This is a genomic window from Rhodococcus sp. ACT016 (genome assembly GCF_050477185.1).
Lineage (GTDB): Bacteria > Actinomycetota > Actinomycetes > Mycobacteriales > Mycobacteriaceae > Prescottella.
Genome location: NZ_JBEAET010000001.1, coordinates 2,914,088 through 2,937,662, shown reverse-complemented (window position 1 = coordinate 2,937,662; position 23,575 = coordinate 2,914,088). Strand labels below are relative to the sequence as shown.

The 23,575-nt window shown below is 69.5% G+C and carries 22 protein-coding genes and 1 other RNA gene; 13 read left to right on the top strand and 10 right to left on the bottom strand.

Going from position 1 to position 23,575, the window contains the following annotated elements:
- Positions 1-6 precede the first annotated feature (6 nt).
- The gene (locus ACQ5DX_RS13460; RefSeq protein WP_430333100.1) at positions 7-1,248 is read right to left on the bottom strand and encodes an ArsB/NhaD family transporter; all 1,242 of its coding nucleotides are present in this window, start codon (positions 1,246-1,248) and stop codon (positions 7-9) included.
- A 22-nt stretch (positions 1,249-1,270) separates the two neighbouring features.
- Positions 1,271-1,798, bottom strand: a complete 528-nt coding sequence (locus ACQ5DX_RS13455; RefSeq protein ID WP_430333099.1) for a DUF1697 domain-containing protein — start codon at positions 1,796-1,798, stop codon at positions 1,271-1,273.
- Positions 1,799-1,914: 116 nt separating this feature from the next.
- Here ACQ5DX_RS13455 and rnpB point away from each other — a divergent pair.
- The 3 genes from rnpB to ACQ5DX_RS13440 all read left to right on the top strand — a co-directional run bounded on the left by rnpB (position 1,915) and on the right by ACQ5DX_RS13440 (position 4,351).
- Positions 1,915-2,342, top strand: an RNA gene (gene rnpB / locus ACQ5DX_RS13450) — RNase P RNA component class A.
- Positions 2,343-2,741: 399 nt separating this feature from the next.
- A complete protein-coding gene (locus ACQ5DX_RS13445) occupies positions 2,742-2,927 on the top strand; it encodes a hypothetical protein (protein ID WP_430333098.1) in 186 nt (61 codons plus the stop codon).
- A 23-nt stretch (positions 2,928-2,950) separates the two neighbouring features.
- Positions 2,951-4,351: an RNB domain-containing ribonuclease gene (locus tag ACQ5DX_RS13440; protein WP_430335648.1), complete on the top strand. Its 1,401-nt coding sequence runs from the start codon at positions 2,951-2,953 to the stop codon at positions 4,349-4,351.
- Between the two features lie 19 nt (positions 4,352-4,370).
- Here ACQ5DX_RS13440 and ACQ5DX_RS13435 read toward each other — a convergent pair whose 3' ends face one another.
- The 4 genes from ACQ5DX_RS13435 to panB form a co-directional block, all read right to left on the bottom strand.
- Complete coding sequence (locus ACQ5DX_RS13435) at positions 4,371-5,264, bottom strand: CHAD domain-containing protein (RefSeq protein WP_430333097.1); 894 nt, start codon at positions 5,262-5,264, stop codon at positions 4,371-4,373.
- A 45-nt stretch (positions 5,265-5,309) separates the two neighbouring features.
- Positions 5,310-6,266: a prolyl aminopeptidase gene (pip, locus tag ACQ5DX_RS13430; RefSeq protein ID WP_430333096.1), complete on the bottom strand. Its 957-nt coding sequence runs from the start codon at positions 6,264-6,266 to the stop codon at positions 5,310-5,312.
- 3 nt (positions 6,267-6,269) lie between these two features.
- The gene (locus ACQ5DX_RS13425; RefSeq protein ID WP_430333095.1) at positions 6,270-6,725 is read right to left on the bottom strand and encodes a hypothetical protein; all 456 of its coding nucleotides are present in this window, start codon (positions 6,723-6,725) and stop codon (positions 6,270-6,272) included.
- A gap of 127 nt (positions 6,726-6,852) precedes the next feature.
- Positions 6,853-7,701, bottom strand: coding sequence for a 3-methyl-2-oxobutanoate hydroxymethyltransferase (gene panB / locus ACQ5DX_RS13420; protein WP_430333094.1), 849 nt, complete (start codon positions 7,699-7,701; stop codon positions 6,853-6,855).
- Positions 7,702-7,933: 232 nt separating this feature from the next.
- On the opposite strand from panB, the gene ACQ5DX_RS13415 reads away from it, so the two are divergent.
- From ACQ5DX_RS13415 to ACQ5DX_RS13400, 4 genes are all read left to right on the top strand, one after another.
- Positions 7,934-9,517: an alpha/beta hydrolase gene (locus ACQ5DX_RS13415; protein WP_430333093.1), complete on the top strand. Its 1,584-nt coding sequence runs from the start codon at positions 7,934-7,936 to the stop codon at positions 9,515-9,517.
- A 68-nt stretch (positions 9,518-9,585) separates the two neighbouring features.
- Positions 9,586-10,926, top strand: a complete 1,341-nt coding sequence (glnA, locus tag ACQ5DX_RS13410; protein WP_430333092.1) for a type I glutamate--ammonia ligase — start codon at positions 9,586-9,588, stop codon at positions 10,924-10,926.
- A 97-nt stretch (positions 10,927-11,023) separates the two neighbouring features.
- Complete coding sequence (locus tag ACQ5DX_RS13405) at positions 11,024-14,038, top strand: bifunctional [glutamine synthetase] adenylyltransferase/[glutamine synthetase]-adenylyl-L-tyrosine phosphorylase (RefSeq protein WP_430333091.1); 3,015 nt, start codon at positions 11,024-11,026, stop codon at positions 14,036-14,038.
- A gap of 15 nt (positions 14,039-14,053) precedes the next feature.
- Positions 14,054-14,191 (top strand): hypothetical protein, encoded by a 138-nt coding sequence (locus ACQ5DX_RS13400; RefSeq protein WP_430333090.1) that lies wholly within the window; start codon positions 14,054-14,056, stop codon positions 14,189-14,191.
- A gap of 150 nt (positions 14,192-14,341) precedes the next feature.
- Here the strand turns inward: ACQ5DX_RS13400 and ACQ5DX_RS13395 are convergent, their stop codons facing one another.
- On the bottom strand, positions 14,342-15,028 hold the full coding sequence (locus ACQ5DX_RS13395) for a GntR family transcriptional regulator (protein ID WP_430333089.1): 687 nt from the start codon (positions 15,026-15,028) through the stop codon (positions 14,342-14,344).
- 126 nt (positions 15,029-15,154) lie between these two features.
- Here ACQ5DX_RS13395 and ACQ5DX_RS13390 point away from each other — a divergent pair, with 126 nt between their 5' ends.
- From ACQ5DX_RS13390 to ACQ5DX_RS13370, 5 genes are all read left to right on the top strand, one after another.
- Entirely contained in the window at positions 15,155-16,054 is a 900-nt protein-coding gene (locus tag ACQ5DX_RS13390; protein WP_430333088.1) for a sulfurtransferase, read from the top strand.
- 60 nt (positions 16,055-16,114) lie between these two features.
- The gene (thiM, locus tag ACQ5DX_RS13385; RefSeq protein WP_430333087.1) at positions 16,115-16,963 is read left to right on the top strand and encodes a hydroxyethylthiazole kinase; all 849 of its coding nucleotides are present in this window, start codon (positions 16,115-16,117) and stop codon (positions 16,961-16,963) included.
- Positions 16,960-18,069, top strand: coding sequence for an LLM class flavin-dependent oxidoreductase (locus ACQ5DX_RS13380; protein ID WP_430333086.1), 1,110 nt, complete (start codon positions 16,960-16,962; stop codon positions 18,067-18,069). The genes thiM and ACQ5DX_RS13380 overlap by 4 nt, the downstream gene beginning before the upstream one ends.
- 112 nt (positions 18,070-18,181) lie before the next feature.
- The gene (locus tag ACQ5DX_RS13375) at positions 18,182-18,484 is read left to right on the top strand and encodes a putative quinol monooxygenase (protein WP_430333085.1); all 303 of its coding nucleotides are present in this window, start codon (positions 18,182-18,184) and stop codon (positions 18,482-18,484) included.
- Positions 18,485-18,860: 376 nt separating this feature from the next.
- Positions 18,861-19,361, top strand: coding sequence for a C40 family peptidase (locus ACQ5DX_RS13370; RefSeq protein ID WP_430333084.1), 501 nt, complete (start codon positions 18,861-18,863; stop codon positions 19,359-19,361).
- 73 nt (positions 19,362-19,434) lie between these two features.
- Here the strand turns inward: ACQ5DX_RS13370 and ACQ5DX_RS13365 are convergent, their stop codons facing one another.
- Together ACQ5DX_RS13365 and glnA (ACQ5DX_RS13360) are read right to left on the bottom strand one after the other, a co-directional pair.
- Positions 19,435-20,337, bottom strand: coding sequence for an NAD(P)H-binding protein (locus tag ACQ5DX_RS13365; protein WP_430333083.1), 903 nt, complete (start codon positions 20,335-20,337; stop codon positions 19,435-19,437).
- A gap of 177 nt (positions 20,338-20,514) precedes the next feature.
- Positions 20,515-21,951 carry a type I glutamate--ammonia ligase gene (gene glnA, locus ACQ5DX_RS13360; RefSeq protein ID WP_430333082.1) on the bottom strand — a complete coding sequence of 479 codons (1,437 nt, stop codon included), beginning with the start codon at positions 21,949-21,951 and terminating at the stop codon, positions 20,515-20,517.
- A gap of 239 nt (positions 21,952-22,190) precedes the next feature.
- Between glnA (ACQ5DX_RS13360) and ACQ5DX_RS13355 the strand changes: the two genes are divergently transcribed.
- Positions 22,191-22,667, top strand: coding sequence for an RDD family protein (locus ACQ5DX_RS13355; protein ID WP_430333081.1), 477 nt, complete (start codon positions 22,191-22,193; stop codon positions 22,665-22,667).
- A 93-nt stretch (positions 22,668-22,760) separates the two neighbouring features.
- Here ACQ5DX_RS13355 and ACQ5DX_RS13350 read toward each other — a convergent pair whose 3' ends face one another.
- Positions 22,761-23,516, bottom strand: a complete 756-nt coding sequence (locus ACQ5DX_RS13350) for a DUF4191 domain-containing protein (RefSeq protein WP_430333080.1) — start codon at positions 23,514-23,516, stop codon at positions 22,761-22,763.
- Positions 23,517-23,575 lie beyond the last annotated feature (59 nt).

The window sequence follows — 23,575 nt, the reverse complement described above, 5'->3', positions numbered from 1 at the left end:
GCGGGGTCACGACACCAACCACAGCGTCACCGTCGCCGCGGTGACAGTGAGGGGAGTGGTCGCCAGCCCGAGCCCGGTGAACGTGCCGAGCTCGGGCCGGCAGCCGTTGCGGGCCGCGACGCGGCGCCACAGCATCGTCGCGAGCGATCCGACGTAGGTCAGGTTGGGACCCAGATTGACTCCGATCAGCAGCGCCAGCACCAGACCGGTGGGCGCGGCCGGTCCGAGCGCGGCGAGGAGCAGCAGCGTCGCCGGGAGGTTGTTGAGCAGGTTGGCCGCGACCGCCGCGACGACGGCCATCGCGAGCAGCCCGCCGAGAGTTGCCTCGTCGGGCAGTTGGTCGCCCAGCCAGTCGCCGATCGGCCCCGTCGCGACACCGGCCACCACCACGCCCAGCGCGAGCACGAATGCGCAGAACCAGAGATCGGCGGAGTAGACGATGCGCCGCGGGTTGGTGCGTCCGTCACGCAGCGCCGGGATCACGAGCACCGCGGCGCCGGCAGCGGCGATCCAGCCCGGTGCGATCCCGATCGCGCCCCCGAGGGCGAACCCCACGAGCGTGACCGCCAGGACCGACAGCGCCAGAACCGGGGCCGGTGCCGCCGGCGTCACGGGCGGTGCGGGTGCGACCTCGGTGGTGGGATCGGCCAGGTCGCGGCGGAAGAACACCAGGAAGATCGCCAGTTCGATCACGACCGTGACGAGCCACGGCAGCGCCATCAGCGCGGTGAAATGAACGAACGTCAGTCCGGTCGCCGAGAACGCGATGAGGTTCGTCAAGTTCGACACCGGCATGAGCGTGGACGCCGAATTCGACAGGTGCGCGGTCGCGTACGCGGGCGGGCGAACCGGCATCCCGAGCGCGCGGGCCGCCCGGATCACCACCGGCGTCAACAGCACCACCGTCGCGTCGAGGCTCAACACCGCCGTCGTCACCGCCGCCACGGTGAACACCAGCACGAGCAGCCGCCGGGGACGTCGCCCTCCCGTGCGGGTCAGTACGCGCGCGACCCACGTGAACACGCCCAGGGCGTCGGCAAGATGCGCCAGGACGAGGATCGCGGCCAGGAATCCGACGGTGGGTGCCAGCGCGACGATCTCGCTCCACGCCTGCGCCGGTGTCACGACGCCGACGGCGAGCGCGACGACGGCGGCCGGGCCGGCGACCACGAACTCCGGCAGTCCGCGCGGCCGCACGATGGCGAAGACCAGCACGGCGGCCACGAGCATCACCGCCACAACCGTCACCGACGAATGATGGCACGCCGGTCTACTTCAGCAGTTTCACCAGCGTTCGCAGATTGCGGGTGGTGGTCACGGCCTTGAGCTTCGGCTTCCCGGTGTTCTTACCGAAGGTGCTGTCGAGCGTCCGACCACGCTCGACCTCCCAGTAGAGGACGCCGTCACCGCCCTGGATCCGCTCGATCTCGGGCTCGAGGGCATCCCGCACCGTCAGCAGATCGGCGAGCACCGCGGATTCGGCGGTGAACATCACGTACGGGTGCCAGCCCTCGCGCTCGGGATCGAACGGGTAGGCGTCGACGATCCGGGCGAGGGTCTCCGTGTCGAGGACGAACACCCACGCCTCGTACCCGAACGCGGCGCGCAGCGCGGACTCGATGTCGGACTTCAACTTCGAGGTGTCCGTCGCGTCGGTGGTGAACAGGACGTTGCCGGACGCAAGCACGGTCTTGACGTCGTCGAACCCGAGTTCGGTGAACACCCGGCGTAGATCGGCCATCTTGATGTTGACGCCGCCGACGTTGATGCCGCGCAGCAGGGACACGTATCGGGTCATGCGGCGACCCTACTGGCGCGCCCCGACATCGGCGCCGGACCGGAGGTGCCGACCCGACTGGACCGGCGGTGCCGATTCGGATCGGATCCGGCCACCCAGTAGGCTTGTCGTGCGGACGAGTTGGTCGGGCGGCCGCGGTGACGGGAACCGGCATCCACGAGGTGTCAGGCCCGCTGCCGAGGAAAGTCCGGACTCCACAGAGCAGGGCGGTTGCTAACGGCAACCCGAGGTGACTCGCGGGACAGTGCCACAGAAAACAGACCGCCGGCGCGTGAGCGTCGGTGAGGGTGAAACGGTGCGGTAAGAGCGCACCAGCACCCCAGGTGACTGGGGTGGCTAGGTAAACCCCGCCCGGAGCAAGGTTGAAGGCCGCACCGGTGTCCTCCGGGGCATGGTGTGCGGCTGCGCAGGTGTTCGAGGGCTGCTCGCCCGAGCCTGCGGGTGAACCGCTCGAGGTACCCGGCGACGGTGTGCCCAGATGGATGGTCGCCACCCGGCGCGCGAGCGTCGGGGACAGGATCCGGCTTACACGCCGACTCGTCCGCCCAGGCCTGAATACGACGAAGGCCCCCGGTTTTCCGCCGGGGGCCTTCGTCGTACGTATCGCTACCCGAAGTAGCCGCCGAGCGGGTTCACGATGAGCAGCTTGGCCCAGTACTCGGCGCCGGCCTGGCCGAGGTACGGAAGCAGGGTGTCGAAGATGATGTAGGACATGCAGAACTCCGATCTTTGACGCATCGCGTCGGTACATGGCTGACAGGTGCACCGGCGGTTCGGTGACGCGGGAGGCGTCGACGCGAGTGCGCCGTACGCGCAGAGATTAGCAGTCCGAGCGACTTTGTCACAGCGGTACGTCGACTACTTCACGTCGACTTCACGAAGCGATCACGGCGCCTCGCCGGATGCGATGGTGACGGCGTCGCTCGCGGGGCACACTGAGGTCATGAGCGACGACGACACGCAGTGGTACTTCAGCCTTTCCGACGGGTCGGTGAGCCAGGGCAAGTCGACCAACGTCTTCGACCGGATGGGGCCGTATCCGGACCGTGAGAGCGCCGAGCGTGCGCTGCAGACAGCGGCGGAACGCAACAAGGCGGCGGACGACGCGGACGCCGAGTGGAACGACTGAACGGTAGACCCCGAGCCGTCGGGATGGCCCGGGTCACCACGCACGGAGTCGACTTCGACTCGGTGCGAGCCGAATTCGCCCTCCTGGACGAGTTCTCGCCGGAGGCGCTCGCCGAGGTGGCCGCCGCGGTGGACAGTTGGATCGGCGAGCGTGAGGACCGGACGGATCTCGCGCTCGTGACGATCGACCCGCCGGGGTCGATGGATCTCGACCAGGCGCTGCACCTCGAGCGGACCGCGGACGGGTTCGTGCTGCACTACGCCATCGCCGACGTGGCCGCGGTGGTGCGGCCGGGCGGCGCGCTCGACAGCGCCACCCGGGACCGCGGGCAGACCTTCTACCTGCCGGACGGTTCGGTGCCGCTGCACCCGCGGGCCCTGTCGGAGGACACGGCGAGCCTGCTGCCCGACGTGGTCCGTCCGGCCGCCCTGTGGCGGATCGAGCTCGACGAGCGTGCCGAGCCGACGTCGGTGGCCGTCACCCGGGCCCTCGTCCGCTCGGTGGCCCGGTTCGATTACGACACGGTCCAGACGCATTCGGAGAGCGGGACACTGCACCCGTCGATCCGGTCGCTGCCCGAGTTCGGCCGGCTGCGGGCCGTCGCAGCGCTCGAGCGGGGCGCCATCGAACTGCGGCTGCCCGAGCAGCGCGTCGTCCGGCACGGCGACGGCTGGAAGGTCGAGATCCAGCCGCGGACCGACGCCGACGACTGGAACGCCGAGGTGTCCCTGCTGACCGGCATGTGCGCCGCCCGTCTGATGCTCGAGGCGGGCGTCGGACTGCTGCGGACGATGCCGCCGCCGCCGCACAGCGCGGTGGAATCGCTGCGCCGCACCGCGGCCGCGCTCGGTGTGCCCTGGACCGACGGTCGGGGTGTCGGCGAGGTGCTCGCCGCGCTCGATCCGAACGCCTCGACGTCACTCGTGATGATGACGGAGGCGACGACGCTGCTCCGCGGCGCCGACTACGTCGCGTTCGACGGCGAGTTACCCGCCGTGCCGGGGCATTCCGGGATCGGCGGCTCCTACGCGCACGTCACCGCGCCGCTGCGGCGACTGTCCGACCGATTCACCACCGAGGTGTGTCTCGCGGTGTCCGCGGGCGCCGCGGTCCCCGAGTGGGTGCGATCGGCGTTGCCGAGCCTGCCCGCCGTGATGCGCTCATCGGATGCGCGCGCGAACAAGGTGGACCGGGCGTGCGTCGACCTCACCGAGGCCACCCTGCTCGCCGGCCGCGTCGGGGAGGTCTTCGATGCGACGGTCCTGCGGGCGGCCGGAGAAAAGCGCGGCGCGGAGGTCTTCGTGCCCGCCATCTCGGTCATCGCCAAGTGCGCAGGGGATCCGGCGGAAGGCGACCAGGTGAAGGTGCGACTGGCCGCCGCCGACGTCGTCGGCCGCTCCGTGCAGTTCACGTTCCCGGCATAAGCCTCCGGCGGACACCGGGTCAGGCGTCGAAGTCGAGTTCCCGGTGTGCACGCCGGATCGCCTTGACGTGCCGCGGCAGGTCGGCGACGGCCCTGACCGACTGCCGCTCCTCGATGGCGTAGAGCAGCCCGTAGGTGAACGTGTCCTCGTCGTCGTCGCGGGCCTGCGCGACCGTGTCGATGATCCATCCGCGGGCCAGGACGCCGTCCTGGTGGTCGCCGAGCATCGTCTGCAGCGACTTGGCGGCGGCCCCGAGGTCGGTTGCCGACGGCTCCGCCACCGCGACGGCCTCGGCAGCGTACCGGAGCTTCTTGGCGCGCTTGCGTACCCGGTGCAGGGCGGGCCCGATGTCCGCGTCTCCCTCCCGTTCGAGCGCACGCACCCGCTTGGCGGCCTTGCGGAGCTGGCGGTGCGCCTTGTCCAGTCCACCGCGCAGCGTCATCTCCGGCGGAACGTGGTGCTCGCCCGACGTGACCTCGTCGAGCAGTGCACACAACGCCGCGTACCGGGCTTCGTCGAGCACCTCGACCGCGTGTGCATGCGCGGACCGGTACAGGTCCTCCTGAGTCCCGACCAGCCGCTGGTGCACCGACCCGACCACGAGATCGGCCGGCTGCGTGTCGATCAGATCCGAGAACCGGGCGGCGAGCACCTCGGCGTCGCGCGCCTTGCCGAGAACCGATCCGAGCCAGCGCAGTTCGGCCCGCGACGTATCTGTGGCCTCGGACGGGAACGCGTGCCGGAACGAGCCCAGCAGGCTGCGGAGGCGTCGGGCGGACACCCGCATCTGATGCACCGAATCAGGGACGTCGGCGCGCACGTCGGCGGCGAGCGACGTGAGTCGCTCGTAGTGCTGCCGCGTCTGCGGGACGATCACGTCGACGACAGCGGCGCCGTGCTTGCGTGCTGCCACGGTTTCAGGTCTACCAGGGCAATCCCCGTGCGTCGACGGAAACCGTCACGCGCGGAAGCGGTCCGTGGCCTCCACCAGGTGATGCGTGATGCCCGGTTCCGCCGCGGCGTGCCCCGCGTCGTCGACGATGTGGAGTTCCGACGCAGGCCACGCGCGGTGCAGTTCCCACGCGCTCGTCGCCGGGCACACCACGTCGTAGCGGCCCTGCACGATGACGCCGGGAATCGACGCGAGGATCGCGGCGTCACGCAACAGCTGGCCCTCGTCGATGAAGCCGGCGTTGCGGAAGTAGTGGTTCTCGATCCGCGCGAACGCCAACGCGAAACGCGGCTCGGACGTCTCCTCGACCCGCTCCGGGCGCGGCAACAGGGTGCTGGTGGCGCCCTCCCAGCTCGACCACGCGATCGCGGCGCGCAGCGCCTCGTCCGGATCGTCGGAGTGCAGCAGTCGGTGATACGCCTCGACGAGGTCGCCCGAACGCTGCTCCGGCGGAACGGGAGCGAGGAACTGCTCCCACCGCTCGGGGAACAGGCGTCCGGCCCCGCCGTTGTAATACCAGTCGATCTCGGTGCGACGCAGCAGGAAGATGCCCCGCAGCACCAGTTCGGTGACCCGTTGCGGGAACCGCTGCGCGTAGGCGAGTGCCAGCGTCGACCCCCACGATCCGCCGAACACCTGCCACCGGTCGATGCCGAGATGCGTGCGCAGCGCCTCGATGTCGGCGACGAGGTGATCGGTGGTGTTCACCGACAGATCGGCCCCGTCGGCGACGTGCGGCGCGGACCGGCCGCACCCGCGCTGATCGAACAGCACGATGCGGTAGGCGGTGGGATCGAAGAACTGCCGGTGCGCCGGGTCGGTGCCGCCGCCGGGACCGCCGTGCAGGAACACCACCGGCTTGCCGGCGGGATTGCCGCTCACTTCCCAGTACACGCGCTGGCCGTCACCGACGGCGAGGAAACCCGTCTGGTGCGGCGCGATCGGGGGATACAGCGTCCGCACGGGTCAGAACCCGATCAGCCCGGACGCCAGGTTCGGGATCTCCAACGCGTCCAGTGCGCCCTGGCGCACCTGCGCGCACTGCGTCGACGTGATGGTGTCGATCTGTCCGCGATCGCCGGCGAGCTTCAACAGGTCGACGCCGTTCTCGGTGGCCCACGAGATGACGACCGTGTTCAGGCCGCCCTTGCCGAGCGTCGGGGTGTAGGTCCGCCAGTTCTGCAGCTGCGCTTCGATGTCCGAGCACAGCTGCGCGGCCTGCGCGTCGGTGACGCCGGCGACCTGGCCGCCCGACGCGCCGGGCTGACCGGACTTGGAGGGCGCCGCCGACGTCGCGTCGGCGGTGTTCGCGGTGTTGCCGGGCGTCGGGGACTCGCTGGTGCTGCTGCATCCGGCGACGAGCGCGACCAGTGCCGCGCTCGCGGCGACGGTGGCCGCGAGGCGTCCTCGGCGTTCGGTCATGGTGCACCTCGGGTTTCTCTCGGGGACCGGCTGGCGGCGGTCGGGAATATCGAGTGTGCCAAAGATTCGGGGGCGGCAACCGATCCCTCGGTCGCCGCCCCCGATCCCGGACATTGGCGCCGGCGCGTCAGAAGCTGTGCTCGGCCCCTGGGAAGGTGCCGGCGCCGACCTCGGCGGCGTACGCCGCGGCGGCATCGCGCAGGGCGCCGCCGACCTCGCCGAAACGCTTGACGAACTTGGCGGTCTTACCGCTGGTGTAGCCGGCCATGTCCTGCCAGACCAGCACCTGGGCGTCGCATTCGTTGCCGGCGCCGATGCCGACGGTCGGGATCGTGAGCTTGCGCGTCACCTGGCCGGCGAGTTCGGCCGGAACCATCTCCATCACGACGGAGAACGCGCCGGCCTCCTGTACCGCGATCGCGTCCGCGATGAGCTGCTCGGCGCCGTCTCCGCGGCCCTGGACGCGGAAGCCGCCCAGGCTGTTGACGGACTGCGGGGTGAAGCCGATGTGGGCCTGGACGGGAATACCCGCCGCGGTCAGCGCCGCGATCTGCGGGGCCACCCGCTCGCCGCCCTCGAGCTTCACGGCGTGGGCCTGTCCCTCCTTCATGAAGCGGAAGGCGGTTTCCAGGGCCTGCTGCGGCGAGGCCTCGTAGGTGCCGAACGGCAGGTCGGCGATCACGAGGGCGTGCGGTGCGCCGCGTACGACGCCGCGTACGAGGGGAAGCATCTCGTCGATCGTGACGGGAACGGTGGTGTCGTAGCCGTACACGACGTTGGCCGCCGAGTCGCCGACGAGCAGTACGGGGATGCCGGCCTCTTCGAAGAGGCGGGCACTGGAGTAGTCGTAGGCGGTCAGCTCTGCCCAGCGGGTGCCCTCGGTCTTCATCGCCTGGAGGTGATGGATCCGGGTCTTGCGCTTGGGGGCGCCGGAGGGTGCGGAGCTGGTCGAACCGTACGGAGCGGTCTCGGACATCGTTGTCCCTTTCTGGCCTCGAGGCCCGCTGGTGCGGGTCCCCGGGTTGGGTGATGACGGCTCAAGTCTGCCACCGTGGCGCGGGGCCGCGAAGTGCCGTTTCGGTGCCGTTCGTCACACCGGCGCGCCGCGTTCGAGGTGCTTGTCGTGGTCGGTGGGTTCCCCGCCGTGCGAGACGTCGGCAAAATCGGAGGGACCTGGGGTTTCGGGGAGACGTGGCACGATCGAAGGCATGCAGTCCAGACCCCGAATGCTCCTGGCCGCCGCGATCGGGACGGTCGCCGTGCTCGCCGTCGGCTGCAGTGCCGGGACGTCGGGGGACGGCGGCCGGAAGGTCACGGGGACGCCGGTGGCAGCGGAGGCCGTGGCCGGGGCCGGCGTGGTGCCGGCCGGCCTCGAGTCGTTCTACAAGCAGCAGATCGAATGGGGTTCGTGTGACAGCTACGGGACCGGCGGGGAGATGCTGGACCCGACTCTCGAATGCGCGATGGTCACCGTCCCGCTCGACTACGCCGATCCCGGCGGGGACACCGCCGAGATCGCGATCTCGCGCTCGCCGGCGACGGGCGCGCGGCTCGGCTCGCTGCTCGTCAACCCCGGTGGTCCCGGGGCCTCGGGGCTGAGCACCGCCTCGGTCGCCGACGGCACCGAACTGGCCCGGCGGTTCGACCTCATCGGCTTCGATCCGCGCGGCGTGGGGGCGTCGACCCCGCAGGTGCGCTGCCAGACGCCGCAGGAGGCCGACGCCGAACGCCGCGAGGCCGACGTCGACATGAGCCCGCAGGGGATCGCGGCGAGCGAGCAGAAGAACCGCACCTATGCGGCCCGCTGTGCCGAACGGTCCGGGCTGCCGCTGCTCGAGCACGTGGGCACGCGCGAGGTGGTGCGCGACATGGACGTGATCCGCTCGGTGCTCGGCGATGCGAAGCTGAACTACCTCGGATTCTCGTACGGCACCCGACTGGGCACCGCGTACGCCGAGACCTTCCCTGCGAATGTGCGCGCGATGGTCCTGGACGGCGCGCTCGACCCCGAGCAGGACCCGGTCGAGGAGGTGGTGCTGCAGGGGGCCGGATTCCAGCAGACGTTCGACGCGTTCGCGACCGAGTGCGCGAAGTCCCCGGACTGCCCGCTCGGGAACGATCCGGCCGCGGCGAACGGCCGCTTCCGGGCCCTGGTCGACCCACTCCTGACCCATCCGGCGGCCACGACGGATCCGCGCGGGCTCAGCTACGACGATGCCACGACGGGCGTGCAGCAGGCGCTGTACTCGCCGAGCCTGTGGAGTTCCCTGCGCGGCGGGCTGGCCCAGCTGACCCAGGGCCGCGGGGACACGCTGCTGTTGCTGGCGGACAGGTACGAGGGCCGCGGCGACGACGGCAGCTACTCGAACATCAACGACGCGTTCAACGCGATCCGGTGTGTCGACGACCCGCCGCTGACCGACCGGGCGGTCGCGGGCGAGGCGGACGTGCGGTATCGGCAGGCGGCGCCGTTCCTCGACGACGGCCGGGGTACCGGCAACGCGCCGCTCGACGCGTGCGCGTTCTGGCCCGTGCCGAACACCGGCGCGCCGCACACCGTCGACCCGTCGGTGCTCGCGGGGCTGCCGACGTTGGTGGTGGTGTCGACCACCGAGGACCCGGCCACGCCGTACCAGGCGGGGGTGGACCTGGCCAAACAGCTCGGGGCATCGCTGATCACGTACCGGGGCGCTCAGCACACCGCGACGTTCGACGGCGTTGCGTGCGTGGACGACCCCGTGACCGCGTACTTCGTGGATCTGACCACCCCCGCGCCGGACCTGACGTGCTGAGCTGGGGCGGACGAGACGAATTTCACGATGTAACACAGATTTAACGCTGTGTGCTTAGTCTCGCGGGCATGGATCGGCAAAAGGAGTTCGTGCTTCGCACCCTCGAAGAGCGCGACATTCGGTTCGTCCGACTGTGGTTCACCGACGTCCTCGGGTACCTCAAGTCGGTGGCGATAGCGCCCGCGGAACTGGAAGGTGCTTTCGAGGAGGGCATCGGCTTCGACGGCTCCGCGATCGAAGGCTTCTCCCGGGTCTCCGAGGCCGACATGGTCGCCAAGCCGGACGCCTCGACGTTCCAGATCCTGCCGTGGGCGCACAAGGACGGCGCGCAACACTCGGCGCGCATGTTCTGTGACATCGCGATGCCCGACGGCACGCCGTCGTGGGCGGATCCGCGGCACGTGTTGCGCCGCCAGCTGGGCAAGGCGAGCGACCTGGGGTTCTCGTGCTACGTGCACCCCGAGATCGAGTTCTTCCTGCTCGAGAACAGCCCCGTCGACGGCAGCACCCCGATCCCGGCCGACAGCGGCGGCTACTTCGACCAGGCGGTCCACGACCGGGCTCCGAACTTCCGTCGCCACGCGATCGACGCGCTCGAATCGATGGGCATCTCGGTGGAGTTCAGCCACCACGAGGGCGCGCCCGGGCAGCAGGAGATCGACCTGCGTTACGCCGACGCGCTGTCGATGGCCGACAACGTGATGACGTTCCGGTACGTCGTCAAGGAGGTCGCGATCGACGAGGGTGTGCGGGCGTCGTTCATGCCGAAGCCGTTCGGCGATCAGGCCGGCTCGGCGATGCACACCCACATGAGCCTGTTCGAGGGCGACACCAACGCCTTCCACAACCCGGACGATCCGATGCAGCTGTCGGAGACCGGCAAGGCGTTCATCGCGGGAATCCTCGAGCACGCCAACGAGATCAGCGCAGTCACCAACCAGTGGGTGAACTCGTACAAGCGCCTGGTCCACGGCGGCGAGGCCCCGACGGCGGCGACCTGGGGCCCGTCCAACCGCTCCGCGCTGATCCGCGTGCCGATGTACACGCCCAACAAGGCGTCGTCGAGGCGAGTCGAGGTCCGCAGCCCCGACTCGGCCTGCAACCCGTACCTGACGTTCGCGGTTCTGCTCGCCGCCGGATTGCGCGGCATCGAGAAGGGCTACGAACTACCGCCCGAGGCCGAGGACGACGTGTGGGCCCTGACCGACGCCGAGCGTCGTGCGATGGGCTACAAGCCGCTGCCCGGCAGCCTGTCCGACGCGCTGCGTGAGATGGAGCGGTCCGAGTTGGTTGCCGAGGCGCTCGGCGAGCACGTCTTCGACTTCTTCCTGCGGAACAAGCGGCGTGAATGGGAGGAGTACCGAAGCCAGGTCACTCCGTTCGAACTGAAGGCCTACCTCGGCCTGTAGGGCCGACCGACCAACTCGACCCCCAAGAGGTGAACCGCGTGCCCCAGCCGGCCAGTCCACGTTCGACTCGTGACGACGTCCAGACCGGGGGTGACCGGTGAAGCCGCCGCACGCACGATCGGCCGTGCCCGGTGTCGGTCGACTCGGGCTGATCGAGCCGACCGCGCCCGCCGAGCTGGACGCGCTCGGATGGTCCAACCTCGACGGCGTCGAGCTGCTGTGGGCATTGTCGCGGGCCGCCAACGCGGACCTGGCGCTGCGCACGCTCGACCGGTTGCGGGAGGAACTCGGCGACGCGTGGTGCGAGCTCGACGCCGCGTTGCGCACCGACAAGGGACTGCGGGGCAGGCTGTTCGGGCTGATCGGGGCGTCGAGTGCGTTCGGTGATCACCTGGTTGCCGAACCGGCGTCGTGGAAGTTGCTGGCCGGCGATGTGGCGTTGCCGTCGAAAGCGGAGTTGACGCGCCGGCTCCTGGCGAGCGTCGGCGCCACTTCGGAGACGGGACCGAACGCCTCGTCGATGCTCTACCGCGCCGCCGTCACCGGTCCGGAAGCCGTTGCGGCACTGCGGAAGTGCTACCGCGACCAGATGATGGTGCTGGCGGCTGCGGACCTCGCCGCCACCGTCGAGAACGAGTCGGTGATCCCGTATCAGACTGTGGGGCACCAGCTCTCGGACATGGCCGACGCGGCCTTGACGGCGGCGTTGGCGGTGGCGGTGGCAACCGTGTGTCCGGACGAGCCGTGCCCGGTCCGGATCGCGGTGATCGCGATGGGCAAGTGCGGTGCCCGCGAACTCAACTACGTCAGCGACGTCGATGTCGTGTTCGTCGCCGAGCCGTCCAATGCGCTGTCGAGTCGGATCGCCGGTGAGATGATGCGCGTCGGGTCGTCGGCGTTCTTCGACGTCGATGCGGCGCTGCGTCCCGAGGGCAAGCGCGGCGAGCTGGTGCGCACCCTCGACTCGCACATCGCCTATTACAAGCGGTGGGCCAAGACATGGGAGTTCCAGGCGCTGCTCAAGGCGCGGCCCATGACCGGAGACATGGAGCTGGGTCGCCAGTACGCGGACGCCGTGGCGCCGATGGTGTGGACCGCGTCCGAGCGCGAGGACTTCGTGCCCGAGGTCCAGGCCATGCGGCGCCGTGTCGAGGACTCGGTGCCGCCCGAACTGCGCGAGCGCGAATTGAAGCTCGGCCGCGGCAGTCTGCGCGACGTCGAGTTCGCGGTGCAGCTGCTGCAGTTGGTGCACGGTCGCGCGGACACGTCGCTGCGCGTCAAGAGCACCGTCGACGCGCTCACCGCGCTCGCCGCGGGCGGGTATGTCGGACGCGACGACGCCGCGAATCTGACGGCGTCGTACGAGTTCCTGCGGCTGCTCGAACACCGCCTCCAATTGCAGAAGCTCAAGCGCACCCACACGCTTCCGCCGCCGGACGACGAGGAGGCGCTGCGCTGGCTCGCTCGCGCCGCCCACATGCGCCCCGACGGGCGCAACGACGCGCTGGGGGTGCTCAACGCGGAGATCAAGCGCAACTCCCACCGGGTCCGCCGCCTGCACTCGAAGCTGTTCTACCGGCCGCTGCTCGAGTCGGTCGCGCGTATCGACAAGGAAGCGCTGCGGCTGAGCCCGGACGCCGCCGTCCGCCAGCTCGCTGCGCTCGGCTACTCGGCACCCGAGAATGCCCTCGGTCACCTGACGGCGCTCACGAGCGGTGCCTCGCGCAAGGGTCGCATCCAGGCGTTGCTGCTGCCGACGCTGCTCGAATGGCTCGGTGACACACCGGATCCCGACGCCGGCCTGCTCGCGTACCGGAGGCTGTCGGACGCGCTCGTCGACGCCACCTGGTTCCTGCGGCTGCTGCGCGACGAGGCGGCGGTGGCGCAGCGGCTCATGACGGTGCTCGGCTCGTCGGCGTACATCCCCGACCTGCTGATCAAGGCGCCCGACGTCATTCGGCTGTTCGCCGACGGCCCGTCCGGTCCGCGGCTGCTCGAACCGCAACCCGAGGACGTCGCCCGAGGCATCCTCTCGTCGTCGTCGCGGTACATCGACCCGGTCCGGGCGGTCGGCGCGGCGCGGTCGCTGCGCCGGTACGAACTCGCACGGGTGGCCAGCGCCGACATCCTCGGCATGCTCGACGTCCCGCAGGTGTGCCGCGCACTCTCGTCAGTGTGGGCCGCGGTGCTCAATGCCGCTCTCGCGGCGGTGATCCGGGCGAGCGAGGCCGAGTCGGGCGAGCCCGCGCCCGCCACGTTCGCGGTGATCGGCATGGGTCGACTCGGCGGCGGTGAACTCGGCTACGGATCCGACGCGGACGTGCTGTTCGTGTGCGAGCCCCGCGAGGGTGTAGACGAGACGCGAGCGGTCAAGTGGGCCAACCTGATCGGTGACCGGGTGCGTACCCTGCTGGGGGCGCCCAGCACCGACCCGCCACTCGAGGTCGACATCGGGCTGCGCCCGGAGGGGCGCAGCGGACCGCTGGTGCGGACGCTCACGTCGTACGAGGCGTACTACGCGCAATGGGCGCAGTCCTGGGAGGTCCAGGCGCTGCTCCGGGCGCACGCCATCGCGGGTGATGCCGACCTCGGGCTGCGCTTCCTGCACATGATCGACAAGACGCGCTATCCCGAGGGCGGGGTGTCGGACCAGGCGGTCCGGGAGATCCGGCGGATCAAGGCCCGGGTCGACTCCGAGCGCCTGCCCCGCGGCGCCGACCCGGCCACCCACACCAAGCTCGGTCGTGGCGGTCTCGCCGACATCGAGTGGACCGTCCAGCTGATCCAGCTGCGGCACGCGCACGAGATCCCGGCGCTGCACAACACGTCGACGCTCGAGACGCTCGACGCGATCGGCGCGGCGGAGTTGTTGAGCGCGACCGACATCGAGCTCCTCCGCGATGCGTGGCTGACCGCGACCAAGGCGCGCAACGCCCTGGTCCTGGTTCGCGGCAAGCCCACCGACCAGCTGCCCGGACCGGGGAAGGTGCTCTCGGCCGTCGCCCAGGTCGCCGGCTGGCCGGGCGGTGACGCCAACGAGTTCCTCGACAACTACCTGCGCGTCACGCGGCGCGCGAAGGCCGTGGTGCAGCGGGTGTTCGGGGGCGAGTGACCGCACGCGAACCGGATGTCGCGGGCGCCGGACCGGGCCGGTGACAACACCATCGCGATCCACAGCCCGATCCCGGGTCCCGATCCCGGCAAGGGTTCGCTGGAGACGACCACCGGGTCGCTGGCTGAGCTGTTCCCCGGTTCGGGTAGCTGACGATCTCCGGGAGTCAGCTGCCGCTGTTGTCGAGCCGGCGCAGCAGCGCGTAGAGGAAGCGTGTCGACCCGGGCACGAAGTTGTTCTGGATACGAGGAAGCCCGCGCGCTCGGGGCCCGCGGGCTTCTGTGTCGATGCCGCGGTCTCGGGTCAGCCGTTGGCGAACAGGCGAATCCGTTGTTCGCGACTGTGCTCGAGGTGGGTGCGCATGTGCTCGCGGGCGGCCCGCTCGTCACGGGCGCGCAGGGCCTCGAGGATGAGTTCGTGCTCGGCGTTCAGCTGGTCCGGTTCGCCGTAGTTCGACGGCGGGCCGCTGTCGTAGATCCGCAGCTGGGTGGTCAGGCGCACGAGCAGCGTCATGATCGTCGTGTTGTGGGCGGCCTGCCACAGTGCCTCGTGGAAGCGGAAGTTGTCGGTCCGCGCCGTGGTGTCGTCGTCGGTGTGGCAACACGAGGTGTGCAGTCGCTCGAGGCGGGCCATGTCGAGGTCGGTGTGGCGGACCGCCGCGGCGCCGGCCGCCTCCGACTCGAGCGCCACGCGCGCCGCGTAGATCTCGATGACGTCCTCCGGGGTGCCGGACCGTACCCGGAATCCTCGCGAGGCGCGTTCGAGCAGCCCGTCGTGGGCGAGCCAGTTGAGGGCCTCCCGGATGGGCGTGCGGGAGGCACCGTACGTCTCGCTGAGCTGCGTCTCGTGCAGTGCGGCGCCGCGCGGAAACTTGCCGTCGAGGATGTCGGCGCGCAGGCGCAGGTACTGCTTGGACGTCTGATCGGAGCGTCCGGAGTTGCCTGCCGGCAGCAGTACGCCCAGATCGGCCAGGTCGTCCTCGCGCGTCATCGGTGTCCCATCTGTCGGTTCCGTGGTCTGACTTGCTGATTATGCCATCGGTGACGGTCGAATACTTGCGTATACGCACGTCGTCGTTTAGGTTCGTGCCGTCGACCGTCCGACTGTCTATCGAGGATGTGTGAGTTGAGCACCGCAGAACAGCCCCTGATCCAGGCCGAGGCCCTCGCCCGGGAGTTGGGGCGGGAGTCTCTCGTGGTGCTCGACGTCACCGTGGATCTCGCGCCGGCGCGTTTCGATGGCGACTACCGACCGGAATCCGGTGCCGCGCCGTGGCGCGCCGCGCACGTCCCCGGTTCGCGGCACGTCGATCTGCTGACCAGCTTCTCCGACCCCGCCACCGGGCTGCACTTCAGTCGGCCGGCCGTCGACCGGCTTGCGGACGACATTGCCGCGCTGGGTATCTCGGCGGGGGCGGATATCGTCCTCTACGACCGGGGCTCGATGACATGGGCGTCGCGCTTCTGGTGGTTGCTGCGCAGCGTCGGCATCGGTGCCCGAGTGCTCGACGGCGGGCTGACCCGCTGGCAGGCACTGGGTCTGCCGGTCGAATCCGGCGACGACGCGCCCGCGCCCGCGGTCGGCGACAGACTCCCGGTGCGCGGCTACCGGCCGATGTGGGTGGACCGCGACGAGGTGCTCGCGATCAGCGAAGGCCGCGCCCCGGGCACGCTGGTGTGCGCGCTCGCGCCCGCACAGTTCACCGGTGCGGAGAAGACGCGGTACTCGCGCCGCGGTCACATCCCCGGCAGCCGGAACCTGTCCGCGAAGAGCCTGCTCGACGACACGGGCCGCCTCCGCGGGATCGCCGACGTGCGCGCGGCAGCGTCCGACGCGCTCGCGGGGTCGCCCGCCCCCGTGGTGCTGTACTGCGGCGGCGGCATCTCGGCGTGCCTGACCGCGCTCGGGCTGGTGCTCGCCGGCTACGACGACATCAAGATCTACGACGGATCGCTCGAGGAGTGGACAGCGGACGCATCGCTGCCGCTCGTGACGCTGCCGGGTGGTGAACAGTGAACCGATGTCGCCGGTCCTGATCCGCCCCGATCCGAATACCGCTCTGCCCAAGGATTTCCGATGACCGCAGTTCTCACCGGCGACGACCTCGCCGACGCCCTGACCGCGCTCCGCGCCCAGGTGCCCCTCGTCCATTCGCTGACCAACATTGTCTCGGCGAACTTCCTCACCAACGTCGTCCTCGCCGCCGGCGCGAGCAACGCGCACATCGACAACGCCCACGAGGCGGCCGGGTTCGCCCGGATCGCGGGCGGCGTCCTGGTCAACCTCGGCACGCCCGACGACGGCACGGCCGCCGCCTTCACGCTCGCCGCGGAGGCCGCGCACGACGCCGGGACACCGTGGGTGCTCGACCCGGTCGGTGTCGGCGGCCTGCCGTGGCGCAGCGGCCTCGCGGTCGATCTGCTGACGTACCGCCCGACGGTCATCCGGGGCAACGCCTCCGAGGTCATCGCGCTCGCGGGACTCGGTGGCGACACCCGCGGCGTCGACAGCTCCGACGACCCCGCCGCGGCGGTGCCCGCGGCCGTCGCACTGCTCGCGCACGCCGAGGCCGTCTCGGCATCCGGGCCGGTGGATCACCTGGTCGGACGGGACGCCGACGGCGCCGTCGTCGGTGTCCGTATCGCCGGCGGCAGCGATCTGCTGCCGCGGGTGACCTCCACCGGCTGCTCGCTCGGCGGTCTGGTCGCCGCCTATCTCGCGGTGGCACCGTCCCCGCTCGTGGGTCTCGCCGCGGCACACGCGCACGTCGCGGTCGCGTCCGAGATCGCGGCCGAGAAGTCCTCGGGCCCCGGATCGTTCGCGGTCGAGTATCTCGACGCGCTGTACGCGGTCGATGCGGCCACCCTCGCCGAGCGTGCCCGCATCGATACGATCGATCTGTCGACCGAGGGCGGAAACCGATGAGCCTCCAGACTTTCTGGTACCTGACCCAGGCGGACGGCGACTACCCGTGGAGCCCGGGCGGGCTCTATCCGGTGGACGGCGCGCGTCAGATCGAGCTCGCCAAGACCATCGACGACGGCGGATTCGACGGCGCGCTGGTCGCCACGTGGTCGAACGATCCGTTCGCCTCCGCGACGTGGGCCGCGTCGCACACCACGCGCATGAAGTTCCTCGTCGCGGTGTACGCCAACATGATTCCCGCCCGTCTGCTCGCCGAGAAGGCGCTGACGTTCGACGCCTTCACCGGCGGACGGCTGATGATCAACTCGGTGAACGGCCGCGACAACATCCTCACCAAGTACGACATGAACGTCGAGCACGACCGGCGGTACGAGCTGGGGGAGCAGTACTGGGCGGACTTCCGGCGCTACTACCGGGAGGGCACCGAGTCGAACTTCCCGAACACGCCGCTGCGGCTCGACCGCCCGGCCGACCACGAGGTGCCACTGTGGGGCACCGGGGACTCCCCGGCGGGCCTGGCCAACTCGGGCAAGGTGCTCGACGCGTACCTGGCGATGCTGCGCGAGACGTCGTTCATCGAGGACAAGTTCGCCGGCGCGCGGGCGGCAGCGGCGGCAGCGGGTCGTGAGTTCACCGACTTCGGCGCGTTGTCCGGCGTGATCGTCCGTCCGAGCCGGGACGAGGCGGTGGAGCGATTCCGGTCGCTGTTCGAGAAGACCGGCATCGACCAGATCACCGAGGTCCTCGACAAGGCGGTGCGGCGCCGGACCGCGGGCAAGCAGGACCTGAAGACGTTCACGGCACGCGACGCGCAGCGTCAGGGCTGGGTCGACGCGATCGTCGCGGGCAAGCTCCCGGAACCGAACGATCTCTACCTGGGCGACGGCCTGTACGCCGGCATCACCGCGTGGTCGCCGCTCGACATCTTCGCCACCGGATCGTCGGCGGTGTACTACGTCGGTGCCCCCGACGAGATCACCGACCACGTCCGGACCCTCCGGGAGCGGACGGGCCTGACGTCGCTCATCCTGGCCGGCTGGCCGCTGATCGACGAGGCGAAGCAGGTGGCGGAACACCTCCTTCCGAGGTTCGCCGCACTCGACTGACAGTTCCTGTGATGGGGCGCCGTGACGATGGTCGTCGCGGCGCCCCTTCTCATTGACGTCGCCCGCGCCCCCGAGAACAGTGAGAGGTACCGGTCGTTTTCGGAGGTGCCCGATGGTCAGCGCAGCACTGTTGGTTCGCGTCGAGGCGAAGCGTGGGAAGGAACAGCAGGTCGCGGAGTTCCTCGAGAGCGCACTGGCCCTGGTCCGGCAGGAGCCGGACACTACCGCCTGGTTCGCGCTCCGGTTCGGCCCGGCCACCTTCGGCATCTTCGACGCCTTCCCGGACGACACCGGCCGCCAGGCGCACCTGGCCGGTCGCGTCGCTCAGGCCCTCATGGCCCGTGCCGACGAACTCTTCGTCTCCCATCCGACCATCACGAAGGTCGACGTCCTGGCGAGCAAACTGCCCGGATGACACGACGTTGCGATGTCGTCACACACGTTCCTGACGTAGCGAAACCGTGATCGTCCGACCGTGATCTCACGGCCTGCGGGCCATTCTCGGGCCACCGTTACATCGTGATGCCGTGGTATGGATCACGAACCGCGCAGTCGCGTCGGTAGCCTCCTCCTCTGTTCGCGCAGTGCATATCACCTGGTGAGAGCGCTATTGCGGGCCCGGCCGTCGAGCGATCCGGGCGAATAGCACGTATACCCGCATGGCCGAACAGGTACCCCTGTGCGTAGTTCTACCGATGTTTCGATCCGATAACGCCGGAACTCTGGGTTGTGCCCGAACACCGATGCCAGACCAAGTGTCGGACCACAAGCAAGACCCGGAGGACCCTCGAATGGCCCTGAAGACCACCCGCCTGACCCGTACGACCCGTGGCCTGCTGCTCGGTGCAGTCACCGCCGGCGCCCTCATGATCCCCGTCGCCCCCGCGATGGCACAGCCCCTCACCGTTCCGAGCTGGGGCAACACCGCGCTCCAGCCGACCCAGGTTGCCTCACACGGCCAGGCCATCGCCAACGCCGCGCAGTCCAAGATCGGCTCCCCCTACGTCTGGGGCGCCACCGGCCCGAGCTCGTTCGACTGCTCCGGCCTCGTGCAGTGGGCCCACAAGCAGGCCGGCGTCTCCGTCCCCCGCGTCAGCTACGACCAGGTCGGCGGCGGCACCGGAGTGTCCAAGGCCAACCTGCAGCCCGGTGACGTCGTCGGCTTCTACGGCAACGAGCACGTCGGCATCTACATCGGCGGCGGCAAGGTCGTCCACGCCCCCACCGAGGGTGAGAACGTGAAGGTCTCGTCGATCGACGCGATGCCCTTCTCCGGCGCCAGCCGCTACTGATCCGAGCCCCGCTCGAAACGGCACGAGCCCCGTTCACACCACGGTGTGAACGGGGCTCGTCGCATGTCGAGGCTCAACCGAGGTAGAAGTCCTTGCGGGCGGCCACGTACTCCTCGACCGTCTGCGCCGGTGTCCCGGTCAGGCGCCGGACGTCGTCCGATGCGCGGTCGTAGCGGTTCTCCCGGTGCAGCCGTGCCATGGTCGCGATGTGCTGCTCGGTGTGCGGTGGCAGCCCAGCCTTCGAGAGCACGTCGGCCAGCCACCGGTCCAGCGGCACGTCCTCGAACGACACGACGCGCCCCAGCCCCCGCGAGAACTCCGCCGCCACCCCGTTCATGTCGAGCGTGCGCGGACCGGTCAGCTCGTACACGTGCCCGCCGCGCGGGGCCGGATCGAGCAGCACGGTGGCCGCCGTCCGCGCCACGTCGTCGATCGCGATCGGCGAGGTCCGGCCCTCGCCGAACGGCAACGCCAGCGTGCCGCGTTCGCGGATCGACTGCGCCGCCAGCGTCGTGAACAGCGGGTTGTCGAGGAACACGGTCGGTCTCAGATGGACCACCGGCAGCCCGGACCAGTTCAGCACCTGCTCAGAGAGCCAGTGCAGTCGCTGCTGGTGCGACTCGGCCGTGCTCGTGGCGGTCATCTGGGACACCGTCATCTGCGACATGTTCACCAGACCGTCGAGCTTTCCGTACTCGCGCGCCACCGTGGCCACCACGGTCGTGGCGAGCAGGAGGTCCGGAGACACACTCATCGCGAAGTACATCCGCCCGACGCCGTCGAGCGCGGCCGCGACTGTCTCCGGCCTGGTCAGGTCCCCGACGACCACCTCCGCACCGAGCGCGCGCACCTCGGCCGCGCGGGCGTCGTCGCGGCGGACCATCACCCGGACCGGCACGTCGCGAGCGCGCAGCTGATCGACGACGGCCCTGCCCACGCCGCCGGCCCCGGGAACGAGGACTGGTTCGCCGGCCATCGGCCAAGCACCCCCTGACGACTGGAAGTGTGCTCACCCCAGTGTCGGGCGCAAACGCGGACGAGTCCACCCGCAGTGCGATCCTGGGATCGCGGCGCGGATGGACTCGTCCGAAAGATACTGCGTATCGCAGTCGACTACCCGACCGTCCCGATGCAGGTCAGGCGGCCGAATCGATCAGCAGTCGTAGTACAGCTCGAACTCGTACGGGTGCGGACGCAGATTGACCGGGGCGATCTCCTGCTCGCGCTTGAGCGAGATCCAGGTCTCGATCAGGTCGGTGGTGAACACGCCACCCTCGGTGAGGTAGTCGTGATCCTGCTCGAGCCGGTCGATGACCGCCGACAGGCTGGTGGGCGCCTGCGGGATGTTGCGGGCCTCCTCCGGCGGGAGCTCGTAGAGGTCCTTGTCGACCGGAGCCATCGGCTCGATCTTGTTCTTGATGCCGTCCAGGCCGGCCATCATCTGCGCGGCGAAGTTCAGGTACGGGTTGCCCGACGAGTCCGGCGCGCGGAACTCGAGGCGCTTGGCCTTCGGATTGTTGCCGGTGATCGGGATGCGGACGGCCGCCGAGCGGTTGCGCTGGCTGTAGACCAGGTTGATCGGGGCCTCGTAGCCCGGCACCAGGCGGTGGTACGAGTTGATCGTCGGGTTCGTGAACGCCAGCAGCGACGGCGCGTGGTGCAGGATGCCGCCGATGTACCAGCGGGCGAGGTCGGACAGACCCGCGTAGCCGGCCTCGTCGTGGAACAGCGGCTTGCCGTCCTTCCACAGCGACTGGTGCACGTGCATGCCCGAGCCGTTGTCACCGAACAGCGGCTTCGGCATGAAGGTGGCCGACTTGCCGTGCTGCCACGCCGTGTTCTTCACGATGTACTTGAACAGCTGCAGGTCGTCGGCAGCCGCGAGCAGCGTGTTGAACTTGTAGTTGATCTCCTGCTGGCCGCCGGTGCCCACCTCGTGGTGGCCGCGCTCGAGCTCGAAGCCCGCGTTCTGCAGGTTGGTGGAGATGTCGTCGCGCAGGTCGACGTAGTGGTCGTACGGAGCGACGGGGAAGTAGCCGCCCTTCGCGCGCACCTTGTAGCCGAGGTTCGGGCTGCCGTCCGCGTTGCGGTCGTTGCCGGTGTTCCAGGCGCCCGAGATCGAGTCGAGCTCGTAGAACGCGCCGTTCATGCTCGAGTCGTACGAGACGTTGTCGAAGATGTAGAACTCCGCCTCGGCACCGAAGAACGCGGTGTCGGCGATGCCGGTGGACTTCAGGTACTCCTCGGCCTTGCGCGCGACGTTGCGGGGGTCGCGGCTGTACGCCTCACGGGTGAACGGGTCGTGGACGAAGAAGTCCATGTTCAGCGTGCGGGCCTTGCGGAACGGATCGATGCGCGCCGTGGAGACGTCGGGCAGCAGCATCATGTCCGACTCGTGGATCGACTGGAAACCGCGAACCGAAGAACCGTCGAAGGCGAGCCCGTCCTCGAAGACGTCCTTGTTGAAGGCGGACGCCGGGATGGAGAAGTGCTGCTGGACGCCGGGCAGGTCACTGAAGCGAATGTCGACGAACTCGACATTTTCGTCGGCGATGTATTTGATGACCTCTTCGGCCGTGGTGAAAGCCACGTTGGTGCTCCTTCAGTCGGTTACCTGCCGGTCGGGTTTCGGCGGTTTCGTCGAGGCAAGACGGTAGATACGCGGTGTTGCCCGTTAATCAAGCCTATGTTTCGCCGGTGTTACACGTCGGAGTTCACGTGCCTACGCGGGGCGAATGTGAGCATTCCCACGGTGCAAGGGTGTGACGAGCAGCACCGATCGGCCGCCGTCCGGTCGGTCCGCGCACGTCGACGCCTATCCTGGATGGCATGGCACGTATGACCGGTTCCTGGCTCTCCGGACCCTCGGCGGCACTGCCGAAGAATCAGACCACGGCGCAGGCCTACCGAGGTGAGCTGCTGGGGTTGCCGGCCGACGGTCCCGGGTCACTGGCCCCGACCGCTCGCCGCGTCGCGGCCCTCGCTATCGACTGGCTCAGCGCGGCCGGCGTCGTGCTCCTGCTGATCGGTGAGGAGCCGCTGCAGAACCCGCGGCTCGGCACCTACACCATGATGCTGTGGTTCGTGGTGGGCGTCGCCTGCGTCTCGCTGTTCTCGTTCACGCCGGGCCAGTACATGATGGGGCTGCAGGTCGCGCGCGTCGACGCCCCGGCCAAGGTCGGATTCGTCCGGGCGCTGGTCCGACAGGCGCTGATGGTGTTCATCGTCCCCGCCGTCGTCACCGACGTGGACGGTCGCGGCATGCACGACCGCGCGACCGGCACCGGTCTGGTTCGCGTCCGCTGAACGCAGCCACTTCGTAGACACCCGTAGACGCCGAATGTCACATCGGTTCAGTCCAACTGAACCGATGTGACATTCGGTCACGTGGGGGAGAGGTCAGCGGCGACGGATCGTGCGCTGCATGCCCTTCATCTTCGCGCCCGGAGGCAGCGGGCCCTTCGGCATCGCGGCGCCGGTGCGGCTGCCGATCGCCGCGAGGCGCGACTCGATCGAATCCATGCGCTTGGTGTCGATGTTGCGCGGCAGCTTGTTGAGCTGCTTGGTGAGCTGCGACAGCGGCACCTGGCCCTCGTCGTTGCCGACGACGAAGTCGTAGATCGGGGTATCGCCGACCAGCCGTGCGGTCTTCTTCTTCTCCTGCGCGAGCAGGCCCTTGACGCGCTGCGGCGAACCCTCGGCGACCAGGATCACGCCGGGCCGGCCGATCACCCGGTGCACGGCGTCCAGCTGGGTGGTGCCGGCGACGGCGTTGGTCACGCGCCACGCGCCCTGCATGTTCTCGAGCGCCCACGCGGCGGCGCCGGCCTGGCCCTCGGCCTTGCCGTAGACCGTCTTCTGGACGCGCTTGCCGAAGATGATGAAGGCGAGCAGCACGCCGATGAGGATGCCGATCGGCAGCAGGAACCACTCAATGCCGAAGATCAGGCCGATCAGGAAGAACACGACCGCGCTCAGCACCACGGCACCGATGATCAGCGGCAGCAGCAGCTTGTCTTCCTTGCGCTGCATCTGGAATGCCTGCCAGAGCTGAGTCCGGCGTTCCTTGGACGCCTGCTTGCGAGCCGCCTTCGCTGCGGCCTTCGCTTCCTTGCTTGGTTTGCCCGCTTTTCCGGACCTACTGCCGTTCGCCATACCTCACAGGATACGTCCCTCACCGCGCACTACCGCGCGCGCGGTGAGGGGAGAGCGCA